The organism is Nitrospirillum karajorum, assembly GCF_036348415.1.
Taxonomy (GTDB): Bacteria; Pseudomonadota; Alphaproteobacteria; order Azospirillales; family Azospirillaceae; genus Nitrospirillum; species Nitrospirillum amazonense_B.
In genome coordinates, this window is the sequence record NZ_JAZBQB010000002.1 from 925,894 (window position 1) to 948,764 (window position 22,871).

Here is a 22,871-nt window from a genome sequence, read left to right on the forward strand (position 1 = left end):
TGGATGCCGGATGGATGAAGGAGCTGGCAAGAGTGCGGCGGCGGGCGGTGTTCCAGATGATGGCGCTGTGGATGGCCGTGGGCGTTGGCGCCCTCTGGGTCGGGACCCCGCAGGCCCACCCGGACGGCCCCACCCTCCCCCAAACCGGCAGGCCGACGCCCCCGGCGCTCCTCACCGGGGATTGGCAGGGCACGCTGGACACCGGGGCGACCCGGTTGCGCCTGGTGTTCCATGTGGCCGCCGCCGGCCAGGGCGTGGGCCAGGGCTCCACCTCCCTGTCGGCGACGCTGGACAGCGTCGACCAGCAAGTCACCGGCGTGCCCATCCCCAGCGTGACCAGCGACGGCGACCAGGTGAGCTTCACCATTCCCAGCATCCTGGGCGGCTACACCGGCGCCCTGACGGCGGACGGGCAGAGCCTGCGCGGCACCTGGACCCAGGCGGGACAGGCGCGGCCCCTGACCCTGGCCCGGGTGACCACGGCGCAGTTATGGGCGGAGCAGGCGCGGCCACAGACACCCCGCCCGCCCTTCCCCTATCGCGCGGTCGACGTCGCGTACGACAACCCCCGCGCCCCCGGGGTACGGCTGGCCGGCACGCTCACCCTGCCCCTGGGCAAGGGGCCCTTTCCGGCGGCCCTGCTGATCACCGGGTCGGGACCGCAGGACCGGGACGAGACCATAGATGGGCACAAACCTTTCCTGGTGCTGGCCGACGCGCTGGCCCGGCGCGGTATCGCCGTGCTGCGGGTGGACGACCGGGGCGTGGGCCGCTCCACCGGCGATTTCGATGCCGCCACCACGCCCGACTTCGCCACCGACGCCGCCGCTGGTGTCGCCTATCTCCGCACCCGCGCCGACATCGACCCGGCGCGCATCGGCCTGATCGGCCACAGCGAGGGCGGCCTGATCGCCCCCATGGTGGCCGACCGCGACCCGGCCATCGCCTGGCTGGTGCTGATGGCGGGGCCGGGCGTGGATGGGGAACACATCCTGCTGACCCAGAAGCGCCTGATCGCCGGCGCCACCGGCGTCGGCCCCAGCGGGGCGGAGCGCCTGGTGGACATGGACCGCCGCGAATACGCCATCGTTAAGCAGGAAACGGACGCGGAGCGTGCCCGCGCCCGCCTGCGCATCCTGCTGCAGGGCGGCATCATCGGCGGCGACAACCACGTCGCCACCTCCGAGGCATTGATCGAGGCGGTCACCAAGCCGTGGTACCGCTGGTTCCTGACCTATGACCCCGCCCCCACCCTGCGCACCCTGCGCCTGCCGGTCCTGGCCCTGGTCGGGTCCAAGGACCTGCAGGTGTCAGCGGCGGAGAACCTGCCCGCCCTGCGCGCCGCCTTGGCCAGCGACCCCCAGGCCGAAGTCCGTGAGGTGCCCGGCCTGAACCACATGTTCCAGACCGCCGACACCGGCGCCCCCACCGAATACGCCCGCATCCCCCAGACCATCGCCCCCATGGCCCTGGACCTGATCACCGACTGGGTGGCGGCGCACAGCGGGCACCCTGAACCGTGAGCGTGACGCTGCACGCGCCCCAAGCCGATGAGATGCCCGCCCTGCAAGCGCTGGAAAAGGCGGCGCGCGGCCGCTACCGCGATTGGCCGGCGCTGGCCTTCATCGCCGACCGTCCGCCCATCGCGCTGGAACGGCTGGCGACCGGCACGGTGTGGGTGGCCGACCATGCGGGACGAACCGTCGGCTTCATCCTGCTGCAGCCGCAAGACGATCAGCTTTACATCGCCAATATTTCGGTGGCGCCCGAAGCCGCCGGCCAGGGCATCGGGGCCGCCCTGCTGGGCCAGGCCCTGGCCGACGCGCGGGCCTTGGGGTTGGGGGCGCTGACACTGACGACCTTCAAGGCCCCACCTTGGAATGGTCCCTGGTTCCGCCGCCACGGTTACACGCCCATGTCGGCGGAGCGCATCGGACCAACCTTGCGCGCGACAGTGGAGCGGCAGGCCATAACCGTGGATCCGGCGACACGAGAGGTGTTGTGGCGAAGGGTTGGCGACTTACTTCACTTGCCGACCGACCCTTAAGCGAAGGACGTTTTCCAGTGCGCTTTTCCCGTGCCCTTGTTTGCGCCGCCGGCCTGCTTCTTCTCAGCGACCAAGCCAACGCCGCCAGTTTCGACTGCGCCAAAGCGGAAACGACGGTGGAAAAGGCGATCTGCGCCGACCTGTCCCTGTCGGCGGCGGACGAAAAGCTGGCCGCCGTCTATCGCCAGACCTTGGCGGCGGCCCCGGCCGACATCAGGCCAGAACTGGTACAGAACCAGCGCAACTGGCTGGTTTACGTCCACCGATATTGCAAACCAGTGAAAGGCGCGCCCCCGGGCGGCGTTTCGAGCTGCCTGGGTGACAAGTACAAAGAGCGACTGGGCAGCCTGCCCCAGTCGCTACGCACTGTGGGCACCGCGACCGTCTATCAGGTGCAGCGCTTCGACGTCGCCACCGAGGCCGGAACCGACGGGGCCGACGATACCGGCACGATGGAATTCACCATGGATCAGGTGGCAGGCACGCGGCCGCAGGACAAACAGGTGAACGCCTATATCCGCACCCTGGCCAAATTCCCCACCATCGAAACACAAGCGGCCAAGCCGGGCCGCCTGGCGGAGCCGACTGAGGAGATCGTCAACACCTACCGCCTGATCGCCTACACCGACCATGTGGCCGAAATCCAGATCGACACCTGGGATTACGGCCACGGCGCCGCCCATGGCACGAGCGACAGCGCCAATCGCTTTTTCCTGGCCCAGGAGGGCAAGGAGTTGACGGCGGACCACGTCTTCGTCCCGGCCAAGCCATGGCGGGCCTTCCTGGCCAAGCGCTGCTACGACGGGCTGGTGGAACAGGGGATCATTGGCCCAGACAATAAAGTGTTCACCGGCACCGCGGCGGATCTGGAGCCAATGGTGGCCCAGCCTACCCATTGGTGGTTCGACAGCGACGGCCTGAGCGTGGCCTTCGCAACCTATGAGGTGGCACCCTATTCCGCCGGCGAACCGGCCGTGACCATCCCGTGGAATGACCTGCGCCCCTATTTGGTCAAGGACACGCCCATCCTGGAACTGGCGCGGGTCCCGCCGCAGACCCCGCCCTGACGTCCGCCTGCACAAACCCTGCACGATAAGTGCCCGTTCCTGCTGGGCAAATGCGGACCCGGTGGTAAGGCGTCACGGCTAGGGTAAGGCAACCTCATCGCCCTACCCGAGTTGCCTCATGGCCATCGCCGCCCTCATCCCCGACCGTCCTGCTATTTGGCCCGTCCCGGCCGCCGCCGTCCTCTTCGCCGGCCTGGTGCTGGTCGACACGGCGCTGGAATGGGAACCGCCGTTCGACGCCTTGGCGCTTCTGGCGCTCCTCGCCCTTTGGTGTGGTGTGGCGATGGTGGCGGGAAGCCGGGCGGTGCGGGCCCGCCGTGACGGACGGCCTCGGCGCGCCCTATCCCTGGCGCTGCTGCCTATGGCCTTCCTGGTGACGGTGGTGCAACCCGGCCTGGTCATGGGCGGCGCGCAGTCCCTGGGAGACCGTCTGCACTTCGCCAAGGGACGCCCCTCCTACCTGGCCCAGGTCCGCGCCCAGCCGGACACCGGCGAGCCCAAGCTGTTGGTCTGGGGCTGGGGCGGCTTCATCGTCGCCTCGACCAGCCTGGTCTATGACGAGAGCGATGAGGTCACCCTGCCGCCCGAGCGGCAATCCGCCTCCTGGAAAGCCCGCGTCGAGCACACCGACCTCACCTGCCCCTATGGCTATCGCGTGCGCACGGCGCTGGGCGGGCATTTCTATGCCGTGGGCGTGGGGTGTTGACATGAACGCCGGAACCATAGACCGACCGGTCTGGTGGCCAGCCCTGTTCATCGCCGGAACGCTGCTGACCCTGCTGTTCGGGGAAGCACTGCTGGTGACGAAATCTGAATGGCTGATCCTGATCCGGTTGGCGCTGTTCGCCGCTTGGTTGGTTCTCAGCTTAGCCGCCATCAACCTCACCCTGCGCAACCGTCGCCGTGGTCGGCCGCGCCGTGCGTGGTCCTACGCCATCCTGCCCCTGGCGGCGCTGTTCGCCATGCTGTGGCCCTCGGTTGCCGTCCACGCGCCCCGGGTTCTGGGTGACCGCCTGCACTTCGCTGTGCGCCGTGCGGATTATGACGTGCGGACCTGGCTTCTGCCGCAGACCGGCGAACCGCGACTGATGACCATCAATTGGGTTGGCCGCTCATTGAGGGGAACTGGTGTCGTCTACGATGAAAGCGACGAGGTGGCATTGCCGCGCGCCCGACACTCCGCTGCCTGGAAGGCGCGTGCCGATCATACGGAACTGTCCTGTCCCTATAACTACACCGTTAACGCCGTGCTGGAGGACCACTTCTATTTGGTGGATTTCGGCTGTTAAACATCGTCTCCGCCTGCCGTACCGCCCAGAACCAGCCCACCCAGGGCGCCATCCCCATGCGCTATCTATCCTTTTGGCCCCAAGAGAAAGACAGCTATGTCCGCTGGCCCATCCTAACGGCCCTGGGCCTTGCCATTGCCGCCGTGTTGATAGCGACACTGTTGGTTGAATTAAGCCTACTGTGCCTGTTCAGCCTGATGGGGCTGATGTTTATGGCGGCGCTTGCGGCCGCCATTGCCAGTATCAAGGCCGCCAGTGCGCTGTGGCGACGCCGTTGGCGTCGCGGACTGTCCCTTATGCTACTGCCTTTTGTCATCATCCCAACCCTGGTATGGCACCAGGAATTGGCGCGGCCGCTATTCCTGACGGGGGAGATCCTGCATTTCCAGGCCTTGCGCCCCCTCTATTTGGAACGCATCAAGGTCATGTCTACCACTGGCGCGCCCAAGCTGGCGTTGTTCATTTGGGGCGACTGGCTAACCACCTCTTTTGGTGTTGTTTACGATGAAAGCGATGAAGTGGCCCTACCGCCGGAGCGACGTTCCGACGCCTGGACAAGCCGGGCGAATCAGACCTTGCTGACGTGCGGATATAGTGTGGACACGGACTTCGGTGGCCACTTTTACTTCGTCTATCTCTCCTGCTGACCCTCACACCGCCAGCAACAGCGGCGCCATGGCGGCCAGGCCCAGGCCGGCCAAGCGCGGGGCCAGTTGCAGGCCGGCACGCTCCGCCAGGCGGGACAGGGCGACGCCGGCCAGGTGCAAGGTGGCGGAGGCGGTGACGAAGCCCAGGCCGTAGGCCAGGCCATCGGCGTCCGCCGGCATTTCCGCCCCATGGGCGGCGCCATGGCAGAGGGCGAAGGCGCCGATCAGGGCGGCGCCGGCGGCCAGGGGCAAGCGGGCGCCGAAGGCGGTCAGCCAGCCCAGGGCGGCCACCGACAGGACGATGCCCCATTCCACGCCGGGCAGGGCCAAACCGTTGGCTCCGGCGACGGCGCCGGCGACCAGCAGCGCCAGGAAGGCCAGGGGCCACAGCCAGACGGCACGGCTGCCCTGCCCCCCTTTGGCCTGCTGCCCAGCCCACAAGCCCACAGCCGTCATGGCGGCCAGATGGTCCAGCCCGCCGAAGGGGTGGACGAAGCCATCGGTGAAGCCATGGGTGTGGCCGGGCATGCCGGGGTGGGCCATCGCCACGGCGGGGGCGAAAGCGGCGGCGGCGCTCAGGGCGATCAACAGGCGGCGGTGCATCATGGTCGGGTTTCCCTGTTCGATGTCTATGAAGCTCAGGCGGCCAAGCCGCCCCTTATCCATTAGGCGGCCAAGCCGCCGGCGCGTTCGATGAAACGGGTGACGACGTCCAGGCCCTGCGCCGTCTTCAGGTTGGTGAAGACGTAGGGGCGGTCGCCCCGCATGCGCTTGGTGTCGCTGTCCATCACCTCCAGGCTGGCGCCCACCAGGGGGGCCAGGTCGATCTTGTTGATGACCAGCAGGTCGGAGCGGGTGATGCCGGGGCCGCCCTTGCGCGGGATCTTCTCCCCCGCCGCCACGTCGATGACGTAGATGGTGATGTCGGCCAGTTCCGGGCTGAAGGTGGCGGCCAGGTTGTCGCCGCCGGATTCGATCAGGATGATGTCCAGGCCGGGGAACTTGGCGTTCATCTGGTCCACGGCCGCCAGGTTGATGGACGCGTCCTCACGGATGGCGGTGTGGGGGCAGCCGCCCGTCTCCACCCCCAGGATGCGGTCGGGATCCAGGGCGCCGACGCGCGTCAGGATCAGGGCGTCTTCCTTGGTGTAGATGTCGTTGGTGATGGCGACGATGTTGTAGATGTCGCGGAACCGCTTGCACAGCGCCTCCATCAACGCGGTCTTGCCGGAGCCGACGGGGCCGCCGATGCCCACCCGCAGAGGGCCATTGGGTGAAGACGTAGACGTGCTCATGAGCGGAACAACCTCGTGTATTGCGTCTCGTGGTTCATGGAGGCGATGTCGGCCACCCAGGCCGCCCCGCCCAGATCATCCAGGGTGCTGGATGCCGCGCGGGCCGCGGTGGCCAGCACCAACGGTTCCAGCCGCGCCAGCGCCCGCTGGCCGTCCGTCTGGCCCAGCGGCACCAGGCGCAGGGCCGCCGACACCAGGTTAGCCACGAAGCCATGCAGATAGCCCAGCAAGGTGGCGGACAGGCTGAGGCCATGACCGGCCGCCACCGCCCCCACCGCCACGGGATAGGCCAGGTCGCCGCCCATCGCCCTCAGCCGGTCAACGGCCTCACACGGCCAGGCCGAGGCGATGGCGGCGGCGAAGGCGCGGCCCTGCGACAGGCTTTCCAGCCGCCGTTCCGCCGTAGGTGTCAGGGCCGCCGCCAGCTCCGCCACGTCGGCCAGGCCCGGCCAATCGCCGGCCGCCGCAGCCCGCCATGCCGCCGCCGCCAGCACGGCGTCGTTCCAGCCGGAGCCCAGGGCCAACAGGTCATCCACCCAAGCCACCAGTGCGTCCACGGTGCGGATGGTGCCGTCCTCCACTCCCCATTCCAGGCCATGGCTGTAGGAAAAGGCGCCCACGGGAAAGGACGCCGTCAGCCAGGTCATGAGGCGATAGACGCCGGCGGCGTCGGCGACGGCTTCAGCCATGGCCGTGCCCGTGCCCATGGTGGTGGTGATGGCCGTGATCGTGATCATGATGGTGGTCGTGGTCATGGGAATGGCCATGACCGTGCCCACCACCGGCCGGGCTGTCACCATAGGCGCCGCCCTCGGGATCGAAGGGGGCGGAGACGGGCGTGACGATGGCGCCCAGGCCGGTCAGCATGTCGGCCAGCACATGGTCGGCGCGGATGCGCAGGCGGTCACCGCGCAGTTCGGCCGGGATGTGGCGGTTGCCGATGTGCCAGGCCATGCGCAGCAGGTCGGCGATGGCCTCGCACCGCACCTCCATCAGGTCCTCCGGCGCCGCCTTGACGGCGACGATGCCACCGCCGGTCAGCACCAGGCCGTCGCCGTCGCGGATGTGGCGGGGGCTTGGCAAGTCCAGCAGGAGGGCGCCGCCCCCCTTCCCATCTGGCCCGCCGTCCCGCTCCAGCCTTAGGCGCCGGCGGCAGCGGTGGTCGAAATCCAGCGTCACGGTGCCCACCGCCCTGGCGGCATCCCAATAGCCGGCCGGCAGAACGGTGTGCGCTTTGGGTAAATCAGTCACGGGAGACACTCTCAGAACAGGAAATAGCGCTGCGCCATCGGCAGCACATCGGCGGGCTCACAGGTGACGATCTGGCCATCCACCCGCACCTCATAGGTTTCCGGATCGACCTCGACTTGGGGCGTGGCGTTGTTGTGGACCATGGCGGCCTTGCCGATGCCGCCCCGGGTGTTGGCCACGGCCAGCAGGGTCTTTTCCAGGCCCAGACGCTGGCCCAGCCCATCGTCCAGCGCCGCCTGCGAGACGAAGGTGACGGCGCTGCGCCGCACCGCCCGGCCATAGGCGCCGAACATGGGCCGGTAATGCACCGGCTGCGGCGTGGGGATGCTGGCGTTAGGGTCGCCCATGGGGGCGGCCACGATGGTGCCCATCTTCAGCACCAAATCCGGCTTCACCCCGAAGAACGCCGGCGACCACAGCACCAGGTCGGCCAGCTTGCCGGCGGCGATGGAGCCGACATGCGCGCTCATGCCATGGGCGATGGCGGGGTTGATGGTGACCTTGGCGATGTAGCGCTTCACCCGGGCGTTGTCGTTCTCCCCGTTTCCTCCGCCAGCCGGCCGCGCTGCACCTTCATCTTGTGCGCCGTCTGCCAGGTGCGGATCAGCACCTCCCCCACCCTGCCCATGGCCTGGCTGTCGGAGGAGATGATGGACAGGGCACCCAAATCGTGCAGCACATCCTCCGCCGCGATGGTCTCGCGCCGGATGCGGCTTTCGGCGAAGGCCACGTCCTCGGGGATGTTGGGGTCCAGGTGGTGGCAGACCATGAGCATGTCCAGATGCTCATCCACCGTGTTGCGGGTGTAGGGCCGCGTCGGGTTGGTGGAGGACGGGATGACGTTGGAAAGACCACAGACCTTGATGATGTCCGGCGCGTGGCCGCCCCCCGCGCCTTCGGTATGGTAGGCGTGGATGGTGCGGCCCTTGAAGGCGGCTATCGTGTCCTCGACGAAGCCGGACTCGTTCAGGGTGTCGGAGTGGATCATCACCTGCACGTCGAAACGGTCGCCCACATCCAGGCAGGTGTCGATGGCGGCCGGGGTGGTGCCCCAGTCCTCATGCAGTTTCAGCGCCGCCGCCCCGGCGCGCACCTGCTCCTCCAGCGCCGCCGGCAGCGCCGCGTTGCCCTTGCCGGCGAAGGCCAGGTTCATGGGGAAGGCCTCCGCCGCCTCCAGCATGCGCGCCAGGTGCCAGGGGCCGGGCGTGCAGGTGGTGGCGTTGGTGCCGGTGGCGGGGCCGGTGCCGCCGCCCAGCATGGTGGTGACGCCGGACATCAGCGCCTCTTCGATCTGCTGCGGGCAGATGAAGTGGATGTGGGTGTCGATGCCGCCGGCGGTCAGGATCTTGCCCTCGCCCGCGATGACCTCCGTCCCCGGGCCGACGATGATGTCCACCCCCGGCTGGACATCGGGATTGCCGGCCTTGCCGATATGGTGGATACGGCCATCGCGCAGGCCGACGTCGGCCTTGACGATGCCCCAGTGGTCGATGATCAGGGCGTTGGTGATGACGGTGTCGACCGCACCCCCCATTGGCCCCTGGGCGCGCGTCGCCTGCGACTGGCCCATGCCGTCGCGGATGACCTTGCCGCCGCCGAACTTCACCTCCTCGCCATAGGTGGTGAAGTCCTTCTCCACCTCCACGATCAGGTCGGTGTCGGCCAGGCGCACCCGGTCGCCCACGGTGGGGCCGAACATGTCCGCGTACGCGGCGCGGCTGATCCTCACGGCCATCAGTTGCCCCCTTTCAAAGCGCCGGAAACCTGGGCGTTGAAGCCGTACACCGTCCGGGCGCCGCGATAGGGCACCAGGGTGACGGTGCGGGTCTGTCCCGGCTCGAACCGCACCGCCGTGCCGGCGGGGATGTCCAGCCGATGGCCGTAGGCCTGGCCACGGTCGAAGCTCAGGCCGGCATTGGTCTCGAAGAAGTGGAAGTGGCTGCCCACCTGGATGGGCCGGTCGCCGGTGTTGGCCACGTCCAGCGTCACCGTGGGCAGGCCGGCGTTCAGCTCGATCTCCCCCTCATTGGTGAAGACCTGTCCCGGGATCATCGTCATCACGGCACCTCAGCGGATGGGGTTATGGACGGTGACCAGCTTCACCCCATCGGGGAATGTCGCCTCCACCTGCACGTCCGGGATCATCTCGGCGATGCCCTCCATCACCTGGTGGCGGCCCACCACGTGGGCGCCCTGGTCCATCAGTTCCGCCACCGGGCGGCCGTCGCGGGCGCCCTCGACCACGAAGTCGGTGATGAGGGCGATGGCCTCGGGATGGTTCAGCTTCACGCCCCGTTCCAGGCGGCGGCGCGCCACGATGGCGGCCATGGCGATCAGCAGCTTGTCCTTCTCACGCGGGGTCAGGTTCACGGGCTTGATACTCCCTCAGCAGCGCCAGACGCGCGGAACCGGCATCCCGCGCAGGAATTCGATCAGGGGCGTCAACGCCCGCAGCAGGGTTTGACCATCGGGTGCCACCAGGCGCAGGACCAGCAGGCCGTTCCAGGCGCTGGCCCCCGCCTTGACGTCCCCGGCGCGCAGCAGGTCGCGCACCGCCTCCACCCGGGCCTCGGCATCCGCCGCCATGTAGAGACAGGACGCCACCGCCCGGCCGCCGCCCGCCACGGCCGCGCGGGCCAGCTGGGCGTCGATGTCGCCCTCAAGGCGCACGGCATCGGCGTAGACCAGGCGCCCGCCCCGACGGACGCGCCAGTCATCGCGGAACAGGCCATGGGTCACCCGCTCCCCCCGCGCGGTGCGGCCGAACACCGTGGCCTCCACCGCCAGCAGAGTGGCGTCCGACGCCAGCTCCACCTCCAGCCGGCGGCACAGCCGGGCGCCGTCGAACAGGATGGTTTCCTGCGGCAGCCAGTCCAGCCGGCCGGCCACGCTCAAGCGGTTCAGCACCAGCGCCTCACCCGCGCTGGCGCGGTAGACCTTCTCGGCCGCCTGCGTGGTGACGGTGGCGCGGGCGCCGGCGGCCACGATCACCTCCGTCTCCAGCAGGTCACCCCCGGTCAGGCCGCCACCGGTGTTGATCAGCACGCCCTCCAGCCCAGGCCCCTTGGGCAGACGCAGGCGGGCGGAGCCGGATTGGTAGAGACGGTCCAGGCGCGTTACCCCGTCGGCATCCGCCTTCACACCCAGGACGACACGGCCTTCCAGGCGCTGCAGACGGCTGGCCGGGGGCTGGGCCGCGAGATGGGACGCGGCATCAGGCATGACAGCCCCTGTTCCCCGCCGGCGCCTTCCCATCCCGCGTCATTCCCAGGCCATCCCACTGTTTCACCGCCGGCGGTTCGCAACGGCTGTGCCAGCAGGTGACCATAGGGTCAACCTGGCACGACCGCCCCTGCGGATCATGATCATCGCCCATAAATTGGGCGCCTGTCGATGTGCGCTTAAAAGATGGGCAGCCCCCATACGTCATTTGACGTACAGGCCAGCACCCCCTCACAACACGGCGTCCGGGTGGCTGGTGGCCAGCAGGCTACGGACGCGCGGCACCAGGAAATCGGACAGCGACTGCACCTTGGCCGGCAGCAGGGCGCGATGCGGATAGACGATGGCCAGTTGCACCGGCTCGGGCGGATGGTCGGGCATGACGATTTCCAGCGCGCCGGATTTCACCTCCTCCGCCACCTCCCACAGGGGTTTCAGGGCGATGCCGTGGCCATCCACGGCCCAGCGGGTCAGCACGTCGCCGTCATCGGCGTCCATGGGGCCAGCGATGGACAGCTTGGTGGACTTGGCCTCGCCCTTGGCACCATCCCCCTTGGCCCCGTCCCCCTTGGCCGGAGTGGTGAGGGTCCAGCGATATTGCTGCGTGCCGGGGAAGCGCAGCAGCAGGCAGTCATGCTCCAGCAGGTCGGACGGCGCCTGCGGCCGACCACGGGCCGCCAGATATTCCGGCGCCGCCACCAGCACGCGGCGCAGGTCGGCGATCTTGCGCACGACGAAGCTGCTGTCCTTCAGCGTGGCCATGCGGATGGCCATGTCCACGGACTCGCGCAGCAGGTCCAGCAAATGGTCCGACAGGCGCAAGCGCACATCCACCATGGGGTTGGCGGCGCGGAATTCCGGCACCAGGGGGCCCAGCACGCGCCGGCCGAAGCCCAGGGGCGCCGTCACCCGCACGCTGCCGGATGGCGCACCGCCCTCGGCCGCGATGCTGCTGTGCGCCCGCTCCACCGCCTCCAGCACCTCCAGGCAATGCTGGTAGAAAATCTGGCCGGTTTCGGTGGCCTGCAGCTGGCGCGTGGTGCGGTTCAGCAGGCGGGCGCCCAGGTGCGCCTCCAGCTGCTGGATGCGATGGCTGACCAGGGCCGGCGACATGCGCAGGTTCCGGCCGGCCGCCGACAGGCTGCCCAGGTCCACCACGCGCACGAAGACCTGCATGTTCTCCAGCAGGGCCATCACCCCATCCCCCAAATGCCATGCTCATGCCAGGAACGGCCCGGATTCCGTTGCCCGGACTTTGTCGCAAAGCCTGGGCCTAATCTAAGACGCTCTCAGTTCGACGGCCACGTCTCCGGTGACCATTCGCGGGCCATATGCACGATCCGCAAGATCACCAGGGCTTCGCCCCCCGTTGGCCGGGTAATGAACGTGTAGGCAATAATGTACGGAAGGTCCGCCACCACCTTCTCGTAGGTGCCGGAGACCCGCCCTTTCCGTCCCAGGGCACGCTGGCCCAAGGCGGCCCCCGTCGCGCGAATGACCGCAGCCACTTTGCGGGCCGCATCGGGATTGTCCTTGGCGATATGCCGCGCGATTCCGATCAACTCATCCAACGCATCGCGCGACCAGATGACGGGGCGCTTCACACCCGGCCCCGCGCCACATCCTCAATGGCGGCATCCAGTTCATTCATCGCCTCATCATGCGGCACCAGACGGCCCGCCTCGATATCGGCAAGGCCGCGCTGGATACCTTCCACCAAAGCGATTTCCCGCTCGACGTAGCCGGCAATGGCCTCCGCCGCCAAATAGGATCGCGTCCGGTTGGTCTGGGCCGACAACAGGGCCAGTTGATCCTTGACCTCTGGTTTCAGCCTGACAGTCAACGTCGTGCTGTTGGACATGGCCTTTTCCTTAAAACAGCGGCTTGTATTCAGATGTACACATCCTCGCACAGTTGGATGCCCAGCACCACGCTAATCCCGCACATGCACCCGCTGGCCCTGGATATAGGTCGCGCGCACGGCGCGGTCGTCGCCCAGGGTCATCAGCAGGAACAGTTCCTCCTCCAGGTCGCCCTGGATGGCCTCGCGCCGGTGGGCCATGGCGGGGGTTGATGAGGGGTCCAGCACCACCAGGTCGGCATATCGGCCGGGGGCGATCTGGCCGATTTCATCGGTCAGGCCCAATGCGGCGGCGTTGCCCCGGGTCATGAGGTCGAAGGCGGCGAGGGCCGGCCAGCTTTGCCCGCGCAACTGCAACACCTTGTACCCCTCCCCCGCCGTGCGCAGCAGGGAATAGCTGGTGCCGCCGCCCACGTCGGTGGCCAGGCCCAGGCGCACCGGCCGGGCCGGGTTCTCCAGGGTGGCGCGGTCGAACAGGCCGCTGCCGATGAACAGGTTGCTGGTGGGGCAGAAGACGGCGATGGACGCCGTCTCATGCATCCGCGCCATTTCCCGCTCGCTCAGATGGATGCAGTGGCCGAAGAGGGAGCGGTCGCCCAGCAGGCCGAAACGGTCATAGACGTCCAGGTAGTCCGTGGCCTCCGGGTACAAACCCGCCACCTGGCGGATTTCCTCATGGTTCTCCGACAGGTGGGTTTGCAGGTAGACGCCGGGATGTTCGCGCAGCAGGGCGCCCGCCGCCTCCAGCTGTTCCGGCGTGGAGGTGATGGCGAAGCGCGGGGTGACGGCGTAGCGCTGGCGGCCGACGCCATGCCAGGCGCCGATCAGCGCCTTGGAATGCTCATAGCTGGTCTGGGCGGTGTCGGTCAGGGCGGTGGGGGCGTGGCGGTCCATCATGACCTTGCCCGCCACCAGGCCGATGCCGCGCGCCTCGGCCTCGGTGAACAGGTCCTTGACCGAGCCGGGGTGCACGCTGCCATAGACCACGGCCGATGTGGTGCCGTTGCGCGCCAGCTCATCCAGGAAGAAGCGGGCGTTGCGGCTGGCGTGCGCGTGGTCGGCATACCGCTGTTCCTCGATGAAGGTGTACTTCTCCAGCCACTCCATCAACTGCGCCCCGTAGGAGGCGATGACCTGGGTCTGGGGGAAGTGGATGTGGGTATCGATGAAGCCCGGCAGGATCAGGCTGTCGGGGTAATGGTCCACCCCCATTCCGGCCGGCAGGGTGGGCAGCAGGTCCGCCGCCTCGCCCACCGCCGTGATGCGGCCGGCGGTGACCACCACCAGCCCGTCGGCGATGTGATGGTAGCTGTCGCGGTCGCCCGGCCCCTGGGGCGCGCGCAGGAAGGTCAGAAGCCGGCCGCGCAGGGCGGTGGTGCCGGGGGTGAACGCCATGACGAATATCCAGGTTACGGGACGCTTGCGGATGCCATGTGAGGCGATGCCGCACCGGCGGACCAGGCGGCCAGGATGGCCCGTTCCTCCGGCGTGATCAGGGTGACATTGCCGGGCGGCATGGCGCTGCTGAGCGCGGCCTGGCGCCGGATGTCGTCGGCATGGCGCAGGATATCGCCCGGATTGTCAAGGATGACGCCATGCGGCGGGGCGCTGATGCCGTCCCAGGCCGGGACCGCCGTGTGGCACATGCCGCACCGGTTCATCACCACCTCCTGCGCCTGGGCGAAGGTGACGGGCGTGGCGGAGGCGGCCCCCACCGCCGGGCCGCCATCGGCGGAGCCCTGGGCGCTGAGCCACGCGGCCGCGACGATGCCGGCGGCGGCCACGCCCCAGGCCCACCACGGCGCCGGCTTGCCCGTGTGCTTGATGTTGAAGAAGTGGCGGACGCTGGCGCCCACCACCAGGATCAGGGCGAAGATCACCCAGTTGTAGCGGGTGGCGTAGGTCAGCGGATAATGGTTGCCGATCATGAGGAAGACGACCGGCAGGGTCAGGTAGTTGTTGTGCATCGACCGCTGCTTCGCGGCCTTGCCCAGCGACGGGTCCGGCGTGCCGCCGGCCAGCAAGGTGGCGACCACCTTGCGCTGGTTGGGGATGATCAGCAGGAAGACGTTGGCCACCATCATGGTGCCGATCAGCGCCCCCATCTGCAGCAGCGCGCCGCGCGGGCTGAAAACGTGCGTCGTCCCCCAGCAGGCCGCCACCAGGAAGACGAAGCCCACCGCCGCCAGCGCGCCGTTGTGCTTACCCAAGGGCGACCGGCACAGCAGGTCATAGACGATCCAGCCGGCGGCCAGCAGGGCGACGCTGAGGCCGATGGCCTGCCCTTGCGTGAGCGCCATGACCGACGGGTCGATCAGCAGCAGGTCGGCGCCCCGGTAATAGAGGACGCACAGCAGGAAAAAGCCGCTGAGCCAGGTGGTGTACGCCTCCCACTTGAACCAGGTCAGTTCGGCCGGCATCTGGCCGGGCGCCACCAGGTACTTCACCATGTTGTAGAAGCCGCCGCCATGGACCTGCCAAGCCTCCCCCTGCACGCCCTCGGGCAGGTGCGGCCGCTTGCGCAGGCTGGCGTCCAAAGCCATGAAGTAGAAGGAGGATCCGATCCAGGCCACCGCCGCCACGACGTGCAGCCAGCGCGCCAGCCCGTTGATCCATTCCCAGAAAATGAACGCCATCGCCCCGCCGCCCGCTTTTTGTCTCGCAACCGCACAACGCTACGGGTGTCGGCGGCGGCGCGCCAGGGTTCCCGTATCGGCAACAGCTTCAAAAAAGATAGGAAACGAGACGGACGCGCCGCCCGGTCAGGCCGCGTTGCCGTCCCACCACTTCAACACCCGCAAGGCCCTCAAGGTGATCCAGGGTGATGGCTTGCCTGGCCCGTCATTGACCTTGAACCACACCCGCCCGCGCAAATCCCAGTCCAGCGGCCAAGTGCCGTCCGGCTGGCGGCGGGAACGGACGTGGGCGACGGCCTCGGCCAGGCGCGGATCGGGCTGGGCGCCGGTGAGTTGGCCGGCGGCGCGGAAATAGTCCAGGGCGCGCAGGATGTCATAGCGCCAGCGGTTGGGGTGCAGCAGGTTCAGGAACTGGGGGTCGGCCGGTTCCCCTGTCGTCAGGCGGCGGAACAGGTGGCGGGCCAGCAGATATTCCTCCCCCGTGCGCCGCGCGTCGCGGGAGCGGTCGGGGCCGCCGGTGGCGCGCTCATACTCCAGCAGGCCTTCCAGCACGTTGAGGGTGCTGGCGAAGGAGGAACAGGCGGAACCGGCGGCGCGCTCACAATTCCAGCCGCCGTCCGGCTGGCGATCATCCACCAGGCGGTCGACCAGGGCGGCGACGTCGGCGCCAAAGTAGGCGCCGTTGGCCACCGTGCGGCCGTTGATGCATTCCTCCACCTCGCCCTGCCAGTAGGGCTGGCCGCCCTCGTCCCAGCGGGAATGGGCACCGACCAGGGCCACGGTGCGCCGGGCCCGGTCGGACCTGGGGTCCAGGCCGAACTCACGCAACTGGTCCAGGGCGAAGGCGGTGGCGGTCCACGGCTGGCCGCTGCGGTGCCATTCGTCGGGGGTGAAGTCGGCGGGGAAGAAGGCGCCGCCGGCCCACTGCCCGTCCGGGTCCTGGCAGGCCAGCAGGCGGGCGCCCCAGCCGTCGGTTTCCACCTTGGCCCGTTCCCGCCCCCAGTCCGCCTCCGGCAGATCCAGCAGGTCGCGCATCACCTGCCAGCGGATGGCCGGGTCCACGCCCAGAAGCCAGGTGATGACGGCATCGTGTTCAGGGGCATCGTGCTCAGTCATGGGCGCCTCCCGTTCCGCGCCCGTCGATCTTAGCGCGTCCGCAGTGCCGCGGCGATACGGGCCACCGCCTGGTCGACATCCGCCGCCGTGGTCCCCCGGCCCAGGCCGAAGCGCAGGCTGCCGAAGGCGGCGGTCGCGTCCAGGCCCAGGGCGGTCAGCACGTGCGAGGGCTGGCCGCTGGCCGACCGGCAGGCGGAGCCGGTGGACAGCGCCAGGTCGGGCAGGTCCAGCAGCAGGTCGGCGGCGTCCACGCCGGCCAAGGTGACGTTGAGGCAGCCGGGCAGGCCATCGGCGGGCCCATTGCGCCGGATGCCGGGGAGGACGGCGCTCAACCCCGCCCACAGCCGCGCCGTCAGCGCCGATAGATGGGCGCGGTCATCATCGCGCCGGCGCAGGGCCAGCCGCGCCGCCTCGGCAAAGCCCACGATCAAGGCGGTGGGTGGCGTGCCCCAGGGCCAGGGCCGGGCCGGCGCCAGGCCCGCCCGCGCCACCAGGGCGCCCACGCCCTGCGGACCATAGAGCTTATGCGCCGAAAGGGTGATTATATCGGGACCGGAACGATCCTTGCCGCCCAAGGTCAAGGGGCCGGTCGCCACCCGCTGCACGCCGTCGCAATGCCACAGGGTGCCATGGCGGCGGCACAGCGCCCCCACCGCCGCCAGGGGCTGCAGGCTGCCGACCTCGTTATTGGCGGCCATGAGCGACAGCAGGGCCGGGCGGCCCGCCTCAACCAAGGCGGCCTCCAGCGCCTCCAGGCGAAGGAGGCCCTGGCCGTCCACCGGCAGCAGGGTGACCGCGTGGTCGGCGCCCCGCAGCCCCTCCACCAGGCGCAGCACGCTGTCATGCTCGATGGCTGAGACCAGCACCGGGACGCCGGCCGGCGCCAGGCCCTGGAGGGCCAGGCGGTTGGCCTCGCTGGCGCTGGGGGTGAAGGTCACGGTGGCATCGGCGGGGGCGTCCACCAAGGCGGCCACGGCGCGGGCGGACTGGCTGATGGCGCGGGCGGCCGCCCGGCCCGGGGCATGGTGGGCGGATTGGGCGTTGCCGGCATGGTCCGGCTGGAACCAGGGCAGCATGGCGGCCAGCACGTCCGCATCCAGAGGCGTGCTGGCGAGATGGTCCAGGTAGAGCGGGCCACCGCCGCCGGTGGCCGTGGAAGGCCCGCCCACTAGATGGCCCCGTAGATATCGCCCATCATCACCGTGGTCTGCGGTGGCCGGCGCAGCAGGGTGGTCAGCACCTCCGCCACGGTGAGGGCCGCGATGACCTCCGGCCGCTTGTCCCCCGACAGGCCGGCGCCGATGGGGCAGATCAGGCGGCGCAGGTGAACCGGGTCATGGCCCTGGGCCTGATACCAGCGGGTGAAGCGCTGGCGCTTGGTGTGCGACCCGATCAGGCCGACATAGGCGGCGTCGGTGCGCTGTATCGCCTCCGCCGCGATGGCGAAGTCCAGGTCGTGGTTATGGGTCATGATCAGATAGCCCGCACCAGGCGGCGCCAGCGCCACCTGGCTGGGCAGCTCCGTCGCCACGCGGATATCGGCATCGACCGGCGGATCGGGGGGAATTCCGATGCCCGGCTGTCCACCCACACCAGGCGCAGCGGCAGGGGCGCCATGGCGCGGGCCACCGCCTTGCCGACATGGCCGGCGCCGAACAGCATCAGCCAGGGCTGGCCGGCCAGGGCCGTGGCCTCCGCCGCGCGCAAGCGGTACAGAACCGTCTCATCGACCCGCTCCACCGTCAGCACGACATGGCCGCCGCAGCACTGGCCCACCGCCGGGCCCAGGGGCACGTCCAGGTGCACGGGCTCCCCATCCTCGACCAACATGCGCCGAGCGGTTTCCAGGCCCAGCTGTTCCAGCCGGCCACCGCCCACGGTGCCGATCTGCCAGTCCGCCCCCACCGCCATGCAGGCGCCAGCCTCCCGCGGGGTGGAGCCGCGCGCCTCCGCCACGGTGATCAGGACCACCGCCTCACCCCGAGCCAACGGACCGGCCAGGATGGCGGACAGGGGGCCGGGGGCCGACAGCGGAATGCGGGGCGACGGAACCGTGCTCATGCCATCCCCTCACCAGTCGCCGCCTGGGCGCGCAAACGCTCTATGGTGGTCAGCACCCGTTCCGGCGTGGCCGGCGCGTCCAGCCGGGGACAAATCTTATGATCGGCCACGCTGGCCACCGCGTCGGACAGGGCGTGCAGCACGCTGATGCCCAGCATCAAGGGCGGCTCCCCCACCGCCTTGGAGCGGTGGATGGTGTCCTCCACATTCGGACTGTTCTGCACCAGGCGGACGTTGAACCGGCGCGGGCGGTCGCCGCAGGCCGGGATCTTGTAGGTGCTGGGCGCGTGGGTGCGCAGGCGGCCCTGGGCGTCCCACCACAGCTCCTCCGTCGTCAGCCAGCCCATGCCTTGGATGAAGCCGCCCTCCACCTGCCCCTTGTCCAGGGCCGGGTTCAGGCTGTCGCCGCAATCATGGAGGATGTCCACCTGGTCAACCACATACTCGCCCGTCAAGGTATCCACCGTCACCTCCGCCACCGCCGCGCCATAGGCGTAGTAGAGGAAGGGGCGGCCCTGGCCCTTGGCCCGGTCCCAATGGATCTTGGGTGTCTTGTAATAGCCGGTGGCCGACAGGGAAATGCGGCCCATGTACGCGGCCTTCACCACCTCCCGGAAGGTCAGCACCTGCTCACCCACGCGTACCCCCTCGGCGGTGAAAACCACGGCCTCCTCCGGTACGTTCCAATGGCCGGCGGCAAATTCCACCAGGCGGGCCTTCAACGCGCGGGCCGCGTTCTGCGCCGCCTTGCCGTTGATGTCGGACCCGGAGGACGCGGCGGTGGCAGAGGTATTGGGAACCTTGCCCGTGGTGGTGGCGGTGATGCGGATACGGCCGATATCCACCTGGAACTCATCGGCCACCACCTGGGCCACCTTGGTGTTCAGGCCCTGCCCCATCTCCGTCCCGCCATGGTTCAGGTGGATGGAACCATCGGTGTAGATGTGGATCAGCGCCCCGCCCTGGTTATAGGGCGTGAAGGTGAAGGAGATGCCGAACTTCACCGGCGTCAGGGCCAGTCCCTTCTTCAGGTAGGGGTTGGCGGCGTTGAAGGCGCGGATGGCCTGCCGCCGCGCGCGATAGTCCGACCATTCCTCCAGCTCATCGACCAGGGGGCCGATGATGTTGTCCTCGACGGTTTGGTGATAGGGCGTCACGTTGCGGTCGGTGGTGCCGTAGAAGTTCACCTTCCGCACATCCAGCGGGTCCAGGCCGGTGGCGAACGCCACCTCCTCCACCACCCGTTCGGCGGCCACCATGCCCTGCGGCCCGCCGAACCCCCGGAAGGCGGTGTTGGACACGGTGTTGGTCTTCAGCGGCAGCGACGCCATGCGGGCGTTGCCATAGAAATAGCAATTGTCGGCATGGAACAGGGCGCGGTCGGTCACCGGGCCCGACAGGTCCGCCGCGAAGCCACAGCGCGCGGCGAACAGCATGTCCGTGGCCAGGATGCGGCCCTGGTCATCGAAGCCGACCTGATAGTCCACCTCGAAATCATGGCGCTTGCCGGTGATGCGGATGTCGTCATCACGGTCGGGGCGTAGCTTGGCGGCGCGGCCGGTCTTCTTGGCCACCAGGGCCACGCAGGCGGCGAACAGGTTGGCCTGGGTCTCCTTGCCACCGAAGCCGCCGCCCATGCGCCGCACCTCCACCGTCACCGCCCCATCGGGGATGTCCAGGACATGGGCGACAATGTGCTGCACCTCGCTGGGATGCTGGGTGGAGACATGGACCAGCACATCCTCGTCCTCCCCCGGGATGGCCATGGCGATCTGGCTTTCCAGGTAGAAATGTTCCTGCCCGCCGATGGTGATGCGGCCTGAGAGGGTGCGGGGCGCCGCCTTCAGCGCCGCCTCCGCATCGCCCAGGCGCAGGGTCATGGGCGGGGTGACCAGGGTGCCGGTGGCGCGTGCCGCCGCGATGTCCAGCACCGCCGGCAAATCCTCGTACTCCACCTTGGCCAGTTGCGCCGCGCGGCGGGCTTGGTCGCGCGTCTCCGCCGCCACGGCGAACAGGGGGTGGCCGTGGTACTGCGCCACATCCTCGGCGAACAGCGGCTCGTCATGGCGCAGGCCGGCGCCGATATCGTTATCACCCGGAATGTCGGCGGCGGTGACCACCGCCACCACGCCGGGGGCCCGGCGCACGGCCTCCAGGTCCATCGACAGGATGCGGGCGTGGGCGCGGCTGGCCAGGCCCAACTGCACATGCAGCAGGCCGGTGGGTTCAGCGATGTCGTCCACATACAGCGCCTCCCCGCTCACATGCTTGTGTGCGCTTTCGTGACGGCGGCTGTCATGCACGGCGCCGTCGATACGGCGGCTGGCGGCGGGGATGTCGATGGGGGTCTTGTCAGGCATTGCACACCCCCCGGCTTGCGATATCGCAACCCGCCTTAAACGCCTGGGCCCGCTGGACCAGCACGCGGGTGGCGGGGGCGCCGGGCGCGCTTTCCGCCTGGAACTTCAGCAACAGGTTCCCCGCCACGGCCAAGCGATAAGCGGCACTGGCCCGCCAATCGCTGAGGGGGGTGAAATCCTGGGCCAGGGCCGCCTTGGCGTCCGTCGCGGCCGCCGCGTCCCAAGACCGGCCCAGCAGCGCCGCCTCCGCCGCCGCCGCCCGCTTGGGCGTGCCCGCCATGCCGCCATAGGCCAGGCGGGCGCGGGTGATCAGGCCGTCGTCGCCCACCGTCACGAGGAAACAGGCGCAGAGGGCGGAGATGTCCTGGTCGAAGCGCTTGGAGATCTTGTAGGCGGCGAACAAATCGCCGCGGCCCAGCTTGGGCATGGTCACGCTTTCCACGAACTCGCCCGGCTGGCGATCCTGTTTGCCGTAGGCCAGGAAATAATCCTGCAGGGGCAGCGAGCGGCGCTGCGTCCCCCGACGCAAGGTCAGGCTGGCGCCCAGGGCGATCAGGGCGGGCGGCGTGTCCCCGATGGGGGAGCCATTGGCGATGTTGCCGCCGATGGTGCCGGCATTGCGCACCTGCTCCGCCCCCACGCGGCGCAGCAGCTCGTCCAAGTCGGGATGCAGCCTGCCCAGGGCCGCCTTGGCGGCGGTGAAGGTGACGCCGGCCCCCAGCTCCAGGGCGTCGCCCCGGTCCGTTATGCGCGCCAGACCGGCCACCCGGCCGGTGTAGATCACGGTGGGCAGCACTTTCTGGTGCTTGGTCACCCACAGGCCCACGTCGGTGGCGCCGGAGACGATGGTGGCGTCCGGGTTGGCCAGCACCAAGTCGGCCAGCTGATCCACCCTGGCCGGCGCCAGGAAGCGGCGGCCGTCGCGGCCCGTCTCCACCACCGTGTCGTCGGCCAGGGCGGCCAGCGCCCGGGTCACGGTGGGCAGGGCCTCATCGATATGGTCCGGCGTCCGGTCGCGCAGTTGCTGGGCCGCCGCCACAATGGGGGCATAGCCGGTGCAGCGGCAGAGGTTGCCGGCCAGGGCGTCGTCGATGCGCTGCTCATCCGACGAGTCCTCCGCCCGGTTCAGGGCGTACAGCGACATGACGAAGCCGGGGGTGCAAAAGCCGCATTGCGAGCCGTGGCAATCCACCATGGCCTGCTGCACCGGGTGCAGGGTGCCGTCCGGCCGCTTCAGGTGTTCCACCGTCAGCAGTTGGCAGCCGTCCAGGGTGGCCAGGAAGCGGATGCAGGCGTTGATGGCCTCATATTTGACCGTTCCATCGACCAGGCGCCCCACCACCACGGTGCAGGCGCCGCAGTCACCCTCGGCGCAGCCCTCCTTGGTGCCCAGGCGGCGCTCCGTGCCGCGCAGCCAGTCCAGCACCGTGAGCGTCGGGTCCAGATCGGTCAGCTCACGCAGTTCACTACCCAGCAGGAAGCGGACGGTTCGACGGTACTGCATCTCAACTGCCCCGATACGTGGAATAGGCGTAGGGGGAGATCAGCAGCGGCACATGGTAGTGCTGGCCGGCATCCGCGATGGCGAAGCGGATGGGCACCTCATCCAGGAAGGGTGGATCGGTCAGGGCAACGCCACACGCCTTGAAATAGGCGCCAACGGCGAAGGTCAGCTCATAGCGGCCCGCCACCAGGTTCGGCCCCGCCAGCAGGGGCGCGTCGCAGCGGCCATCGGCGTTGGTGCGGGCCTGTGCCACGCGGGTGCGGCCACCGTCATCGTCCAGACGGTCCAGCGCCAGGGATATGCCCGCCCCGGGCTTGCCCGCCATGGTGTCCAGAACGTGGGTTGTCAGGCGTCCCTCGCCCCGGCCCGCACTCATATGGCCTGCACTCATCTTCGCCGCCCGTCTGTCGCCCTGTTCTCGCTTGTGCACAAAAGGTACATGGGGTGGCATCGCCCCGTCAGCCAGCCACCCCAGGAAAGTCTTTCAAAACAATCAGGAAGGCGCCCGTGCCCGG

25 protein-coding genes and 1 pseudogene are annotated in these 22,871 nt (G+C 69.1%); 6 read left to right on the forward strand and 20 right to left on the reverse strand.

Annotated elements, in window-relative coordinates:
- Nucleotides 1-14: 14 nt before the first annotated feature.
- The 6 genes from UCD39_RS11675 (at nucleotide 15) to UCD39_RS11700 (ending at nucleotide 5,050) form a co-directional block, all read left to right on the forward strand.
- Nucleotides 15-1,523 carry an alpha/beta hydrolase family protein gene (locus UCD39_RS11675; RefSeq protein ID WP_330496193.1) on the forward strand — a complete coding sequence of 503 codons (1,509 nt, stop codon included), beginning with the start codon at nucleotides 15-17 and terminating at the stop codon, nucleotides 1,521-1,523.
- Nucleotides 1,520-2,047: a GNAT family N-acetyltransferase gene (locus UCD39_RS11680; RefSeq protein ID WP_330496194.1), complete on the forward strand. Its 528-nt coding sequence runs from the start codon at nucleotides 1,520-1,522 to the stop codon at nucleotides 2,045-2,047. Before UCD39_RS11675 ends, UCD39_RS11680 begins: the two co-directional genes overlap by 4 nt.
- 17 nt (nucleotides 2,048-2,064) lie before the next feature.
- Complete coding sequence (locus UCD39_RS11685; RefSeq protein ID WP_330496195.1) at nucleotides 2,065-3,114, forward strand: DUF3298 domain-containing protein; 1,050 nt, start codon at nucleotides 2,065-2,067, stop codon at nucleotides 3,112-3,114.
- A gap of 118 nt (nucleotides 3,115-3,232) precedes the next feature.
- Nucleotides 3,233-3,820, forward strand: coding sequence for a hypothetical protein (locus UCD39_RS11690; protein WP_330496196.1), 588 nt, complete (start codon nucleotides 3,233-3,235; stop codon nucleotides 3,818-3,820).
- Nucleotide 3,821: 1 nt separating this feature from the next.
- Nucleotides 3,822-4,403 carry a hypothetical protein gene (locus tag UCD39_RS11695; protein WP_330496197.1) on the forward strand — a complete coding sequence of 194 codons (582 nt, stop codon included), beginning with the start codon at nucleotides 3,822-3,824 and terminating at the stop codon, nucleotides 4,401-4,403.
- Nucleotides 4,404-4,459: 56 nt separating this feature from the next.
- On the forward strand, nucleotides 4,460-5,050 hold the full coding sequence (locus tag UCD39_RS11700; RefSeq protein WP_330496198.1) for a hypothetical protein: 591 nt from the start codon (nucleotides 4,460-4,462) through the stop codon (nucleotides 5,048-5,050).
- Nucleotides 5,051-5,053: 3 nt separating this feature from the next.
- Here UCD39_RS11700 and UCD39_RS11705 read toward each other — a convergent pair whose 3' ends face one another.
- The 20 genes and pseudogenes from UCD39_RS11705 to uraH form a co-directional block, all read right to left on the reverse strand.
- Complete coding sequence (locus UCD39_RS11705; protein ID WP_330496199.1) at nucleotides 5,054-5,656, reverse strand: HupE/UreJ family protein; 603 nt, start codon at nucleotides 5,654-5,656, stop codon at nucleotides 5,054-5,056.
- A gap of 59 nt (nucleotides 5,657-5,715) precedes the next feature.
- Nucleotides 5,716-6,345 carry an urease accessory protein UreG gene (gene ureG, locus UCD39_RS11710; RefSeq protein ID WP_330496200.1) on the reverse strand — a complete coding sequence of 210 codons (630 nt, stop codon included), beginning with the start codon at nucleotides 6,343-6,345 and terminating at the stop codon, nucleotides 5,716-5,718.
- Entirely contained in the window at nucleotides 6,342-7,100 is a 759-nt protein-coding gene (locus UCD39_RS11715) for an urease accessory protein UreF (protein ID WP_330496201.1), read from the reverse strand. The genes ureG and UCD39_RS11715 overlap by 4 nt, the downstream gene beginning before the upstream one ends.
- A complete protein-coding gene (locus tag UCD39_RS11720) occupies nucleotides 7,027-7,596 on the reverse strand; it encodes an urease accessory protein UreE (protein WP_330496202.1) in 570 nt (189 codons plus the stop codon). Before UCD39_RS11720 ends, UCD39_RS11715 begins: the two co-directional genes overlap by 74 nt.
- Before the next feature lie 11 nt (nucleotides 7,597-7,607).
- Nucleotides 7,608-9,331, reverse strand: a pseudogene (ureC, locus tag UCD39_RS11725) (urease subunit alpha).
- The gene (locus UCD39_RS11730) at nucleotides 9,331-9,648 is read right to left on the reverse strand and encodes an urease subunit beta (RefSeq protein ID WP_330496542.1); all 318 of its coding nucleotides are present in this window, start codon (nucleotides 9,646-9,648) and stop codon (nucleotides 9,331-9,333) included. Before UCD39_RS11730 ends, ureC begins: the two are co-directional and overlap by 1 nt.
- A gap of 15 nt (nucleotides 9,649-9,663) precedes the next feature.
- Nucleotides 9,664-9,966 carry an urease subunit gamma gene (locus UCD39_RS11735; protein ID WP_145731615.1) on the reverse strand — a complete coding sequence of 101 codons (303 nt, stop codon included), beginning with the start codon at nucleotides 9,964-9,966 and terminating at the stop codon, nucleotides 9,664-9,666.
- A 15-nt stretch (nucleotides 9,967-9,981) separates the two neighbouring features.
- Nucleotides 9,982-10,818, reverse strand: a complete 837-nt coding sequence (locus UCD39_RS11740; protein WP_330496203.1) for an urease accessory protein UreD — start codon at nucleotides 10,816-10,818, stop codon at nucleotides 9,982-9,984.
- A gap of 231 nt (nucleotides 10,819-11,049) precedes the next feature.
- Complete coding sequence (locus UCD39_RS11745; protein ID WP_330496204.1) at nucleotides 11,050-12,012, reverse strand: LysR family transcriptional regulator; 963 nt, start codon at nucleotides 12,010-12,012, stop codon at nucleotides 11,050-11,052.
- Nucleotides 12,013-12,107: 95 nt separating this feature from the next.
- Nucleotides 12,108-12,422: a type II toxin-antitoxin system RelE/ParE family toxin gene (locus tag UCD39_RS11750; RefSeq protein ID WP_330496205.1), complete on the reverse strand. Its 315-nt coding sequence runs from the start codon at nucleotides 12,420-12,422 to the stop codon at nucleotides 12,108-12,110.
- Nucleotides 12,419-12,679, reverse strand: coding sequence for a CopG family ribbon-helix-helix protein (locus UCD39_RS11755; RefSeq protein WP_145731623.1), 261 nt, complete (start codon nucleotides 12,677-12,679; stop codon nucleotides 12,419-12,421). Before UCD39_RS11755 ends, UCD39_RS11750 begins: the two co-directional genes overlap by 4 nt.
- 72 nt (nucleotides 12,680-12,751) lie before the next feature.
- A complete protein-coding gene (gene guaD / locus UCD39_RS11760; protein ID WP_330496206.1) occupies nucleotides 12,752-14,074 on the reverse strand; it encodes a guanine deaminase in 1,323 nt (440 codons plus the stop codon).
- A 14-nt stretch (nucleotides 14,075-14,088) separates the two neighbouring features.
- A complete protein-coding gene (locus tag UCD39_RS11765) occupies nucleotides 14,089-15,315 on the reverse strand; it encodes a urate hydroxylase PuuD (protein ID WP_330496207.1) in 1,227 nt (408 codons plus the stop codon).
- A 126-nt stretch (nucleotides 15,316-15,441) separates the two neighbouring features.
- Entirely contained in the window at nucleotides 15,442-16,431 is a 990-nt protein-coding gene (locus UCD39_RS11770) for a hypothetical protein (protein WP_330496208.1), read from the reverse strand.
- A 29-nt stretch (nucleotides 16,432-16,460) separates the two neighbouring features.
- A complete protein-coding gene (locus tag UCD39_RS11775) occupies nucleotides 16,461-17,600 on the reverse strand; it encodes a cysteine desulfurase family protein (protein ID WP_330496209.1) in 1,140 nt (379 codons plus the stop codon).
- The gene (locus UCD39_RS11780) at nucleotides 17,600-17,962 is read right to left on the reverse strand and encodes an XdhC family protein (protein ID WP_330496210.1); all 363 of its coding nucleotides are present in this window, start codon (nucleotides 17,960-17,962) and stop codon (nucleotides 17,600-17,602) included. The genes UCD39_RS11775 and UCD39_RS11780 overlap by 1 nt, the downstream gene beginning before the upstream one ends.
- On the reverse strand, nucleotides 17,905-18,492 hold the full coding sequence (locus tag UCD39_RS11785; RefSeq protein WP_330496211.1) for an XdhC family protein: 588 nt from the start codon (nucleotides 18,490-18,492) through the stop codon (nucleotides 17,905-17,907). Before UCD39_RS11785 ends, UCD39_RS11780 begins: the two co-directional genes overlap by 58 nt.
- Entirely contained in the window at nucleotides 18,489-20,852 is a 2,364-nt protein-coding gene (gene xdhB / locus UCD39_RS11790; RefSeq protein WP_330496212.1) for a xanthine dehydrogenase molybdopterin binding subunit, read from the reverse strand. The genes UCD39_RS11785 and xdhB overlap by 4 nt, the downstream gene beginning before the upstream one ends.
- Nucleotides 20,845-22,356 (reverse strand): xanthine dehydrogenase small subunit, encoded by a 1,512-nt coding sequence (xdhA, locus tag UCD39_RS11795; RefSeq protein WP_330496213.1) that lies wholly within the window; start codon nucleotides 22,354-22,356, stop codon nucleotides 20,845-20,847. Before xdhA ends, xdhB begins: the two co-directional genes overlap by 8 nt.
- Before the next feature lies 1 nt (nucleotide 22,357).
- Nucleotides 22,358-22,732 (reverse strand): hydroxyisourate hydrolase, encoded by a 375-nt coding sequence (gene uraH / locus UCD39_RS11800; protein ID WP_330496214.1) that lies wholly within the window; start codon nucleotides 22,730-22,732, stop codon nucleotides 22,358-22,360.
- Between the last annotated feature and the right edge of the window lie 139 nt (nucleotides 22,733-22,871).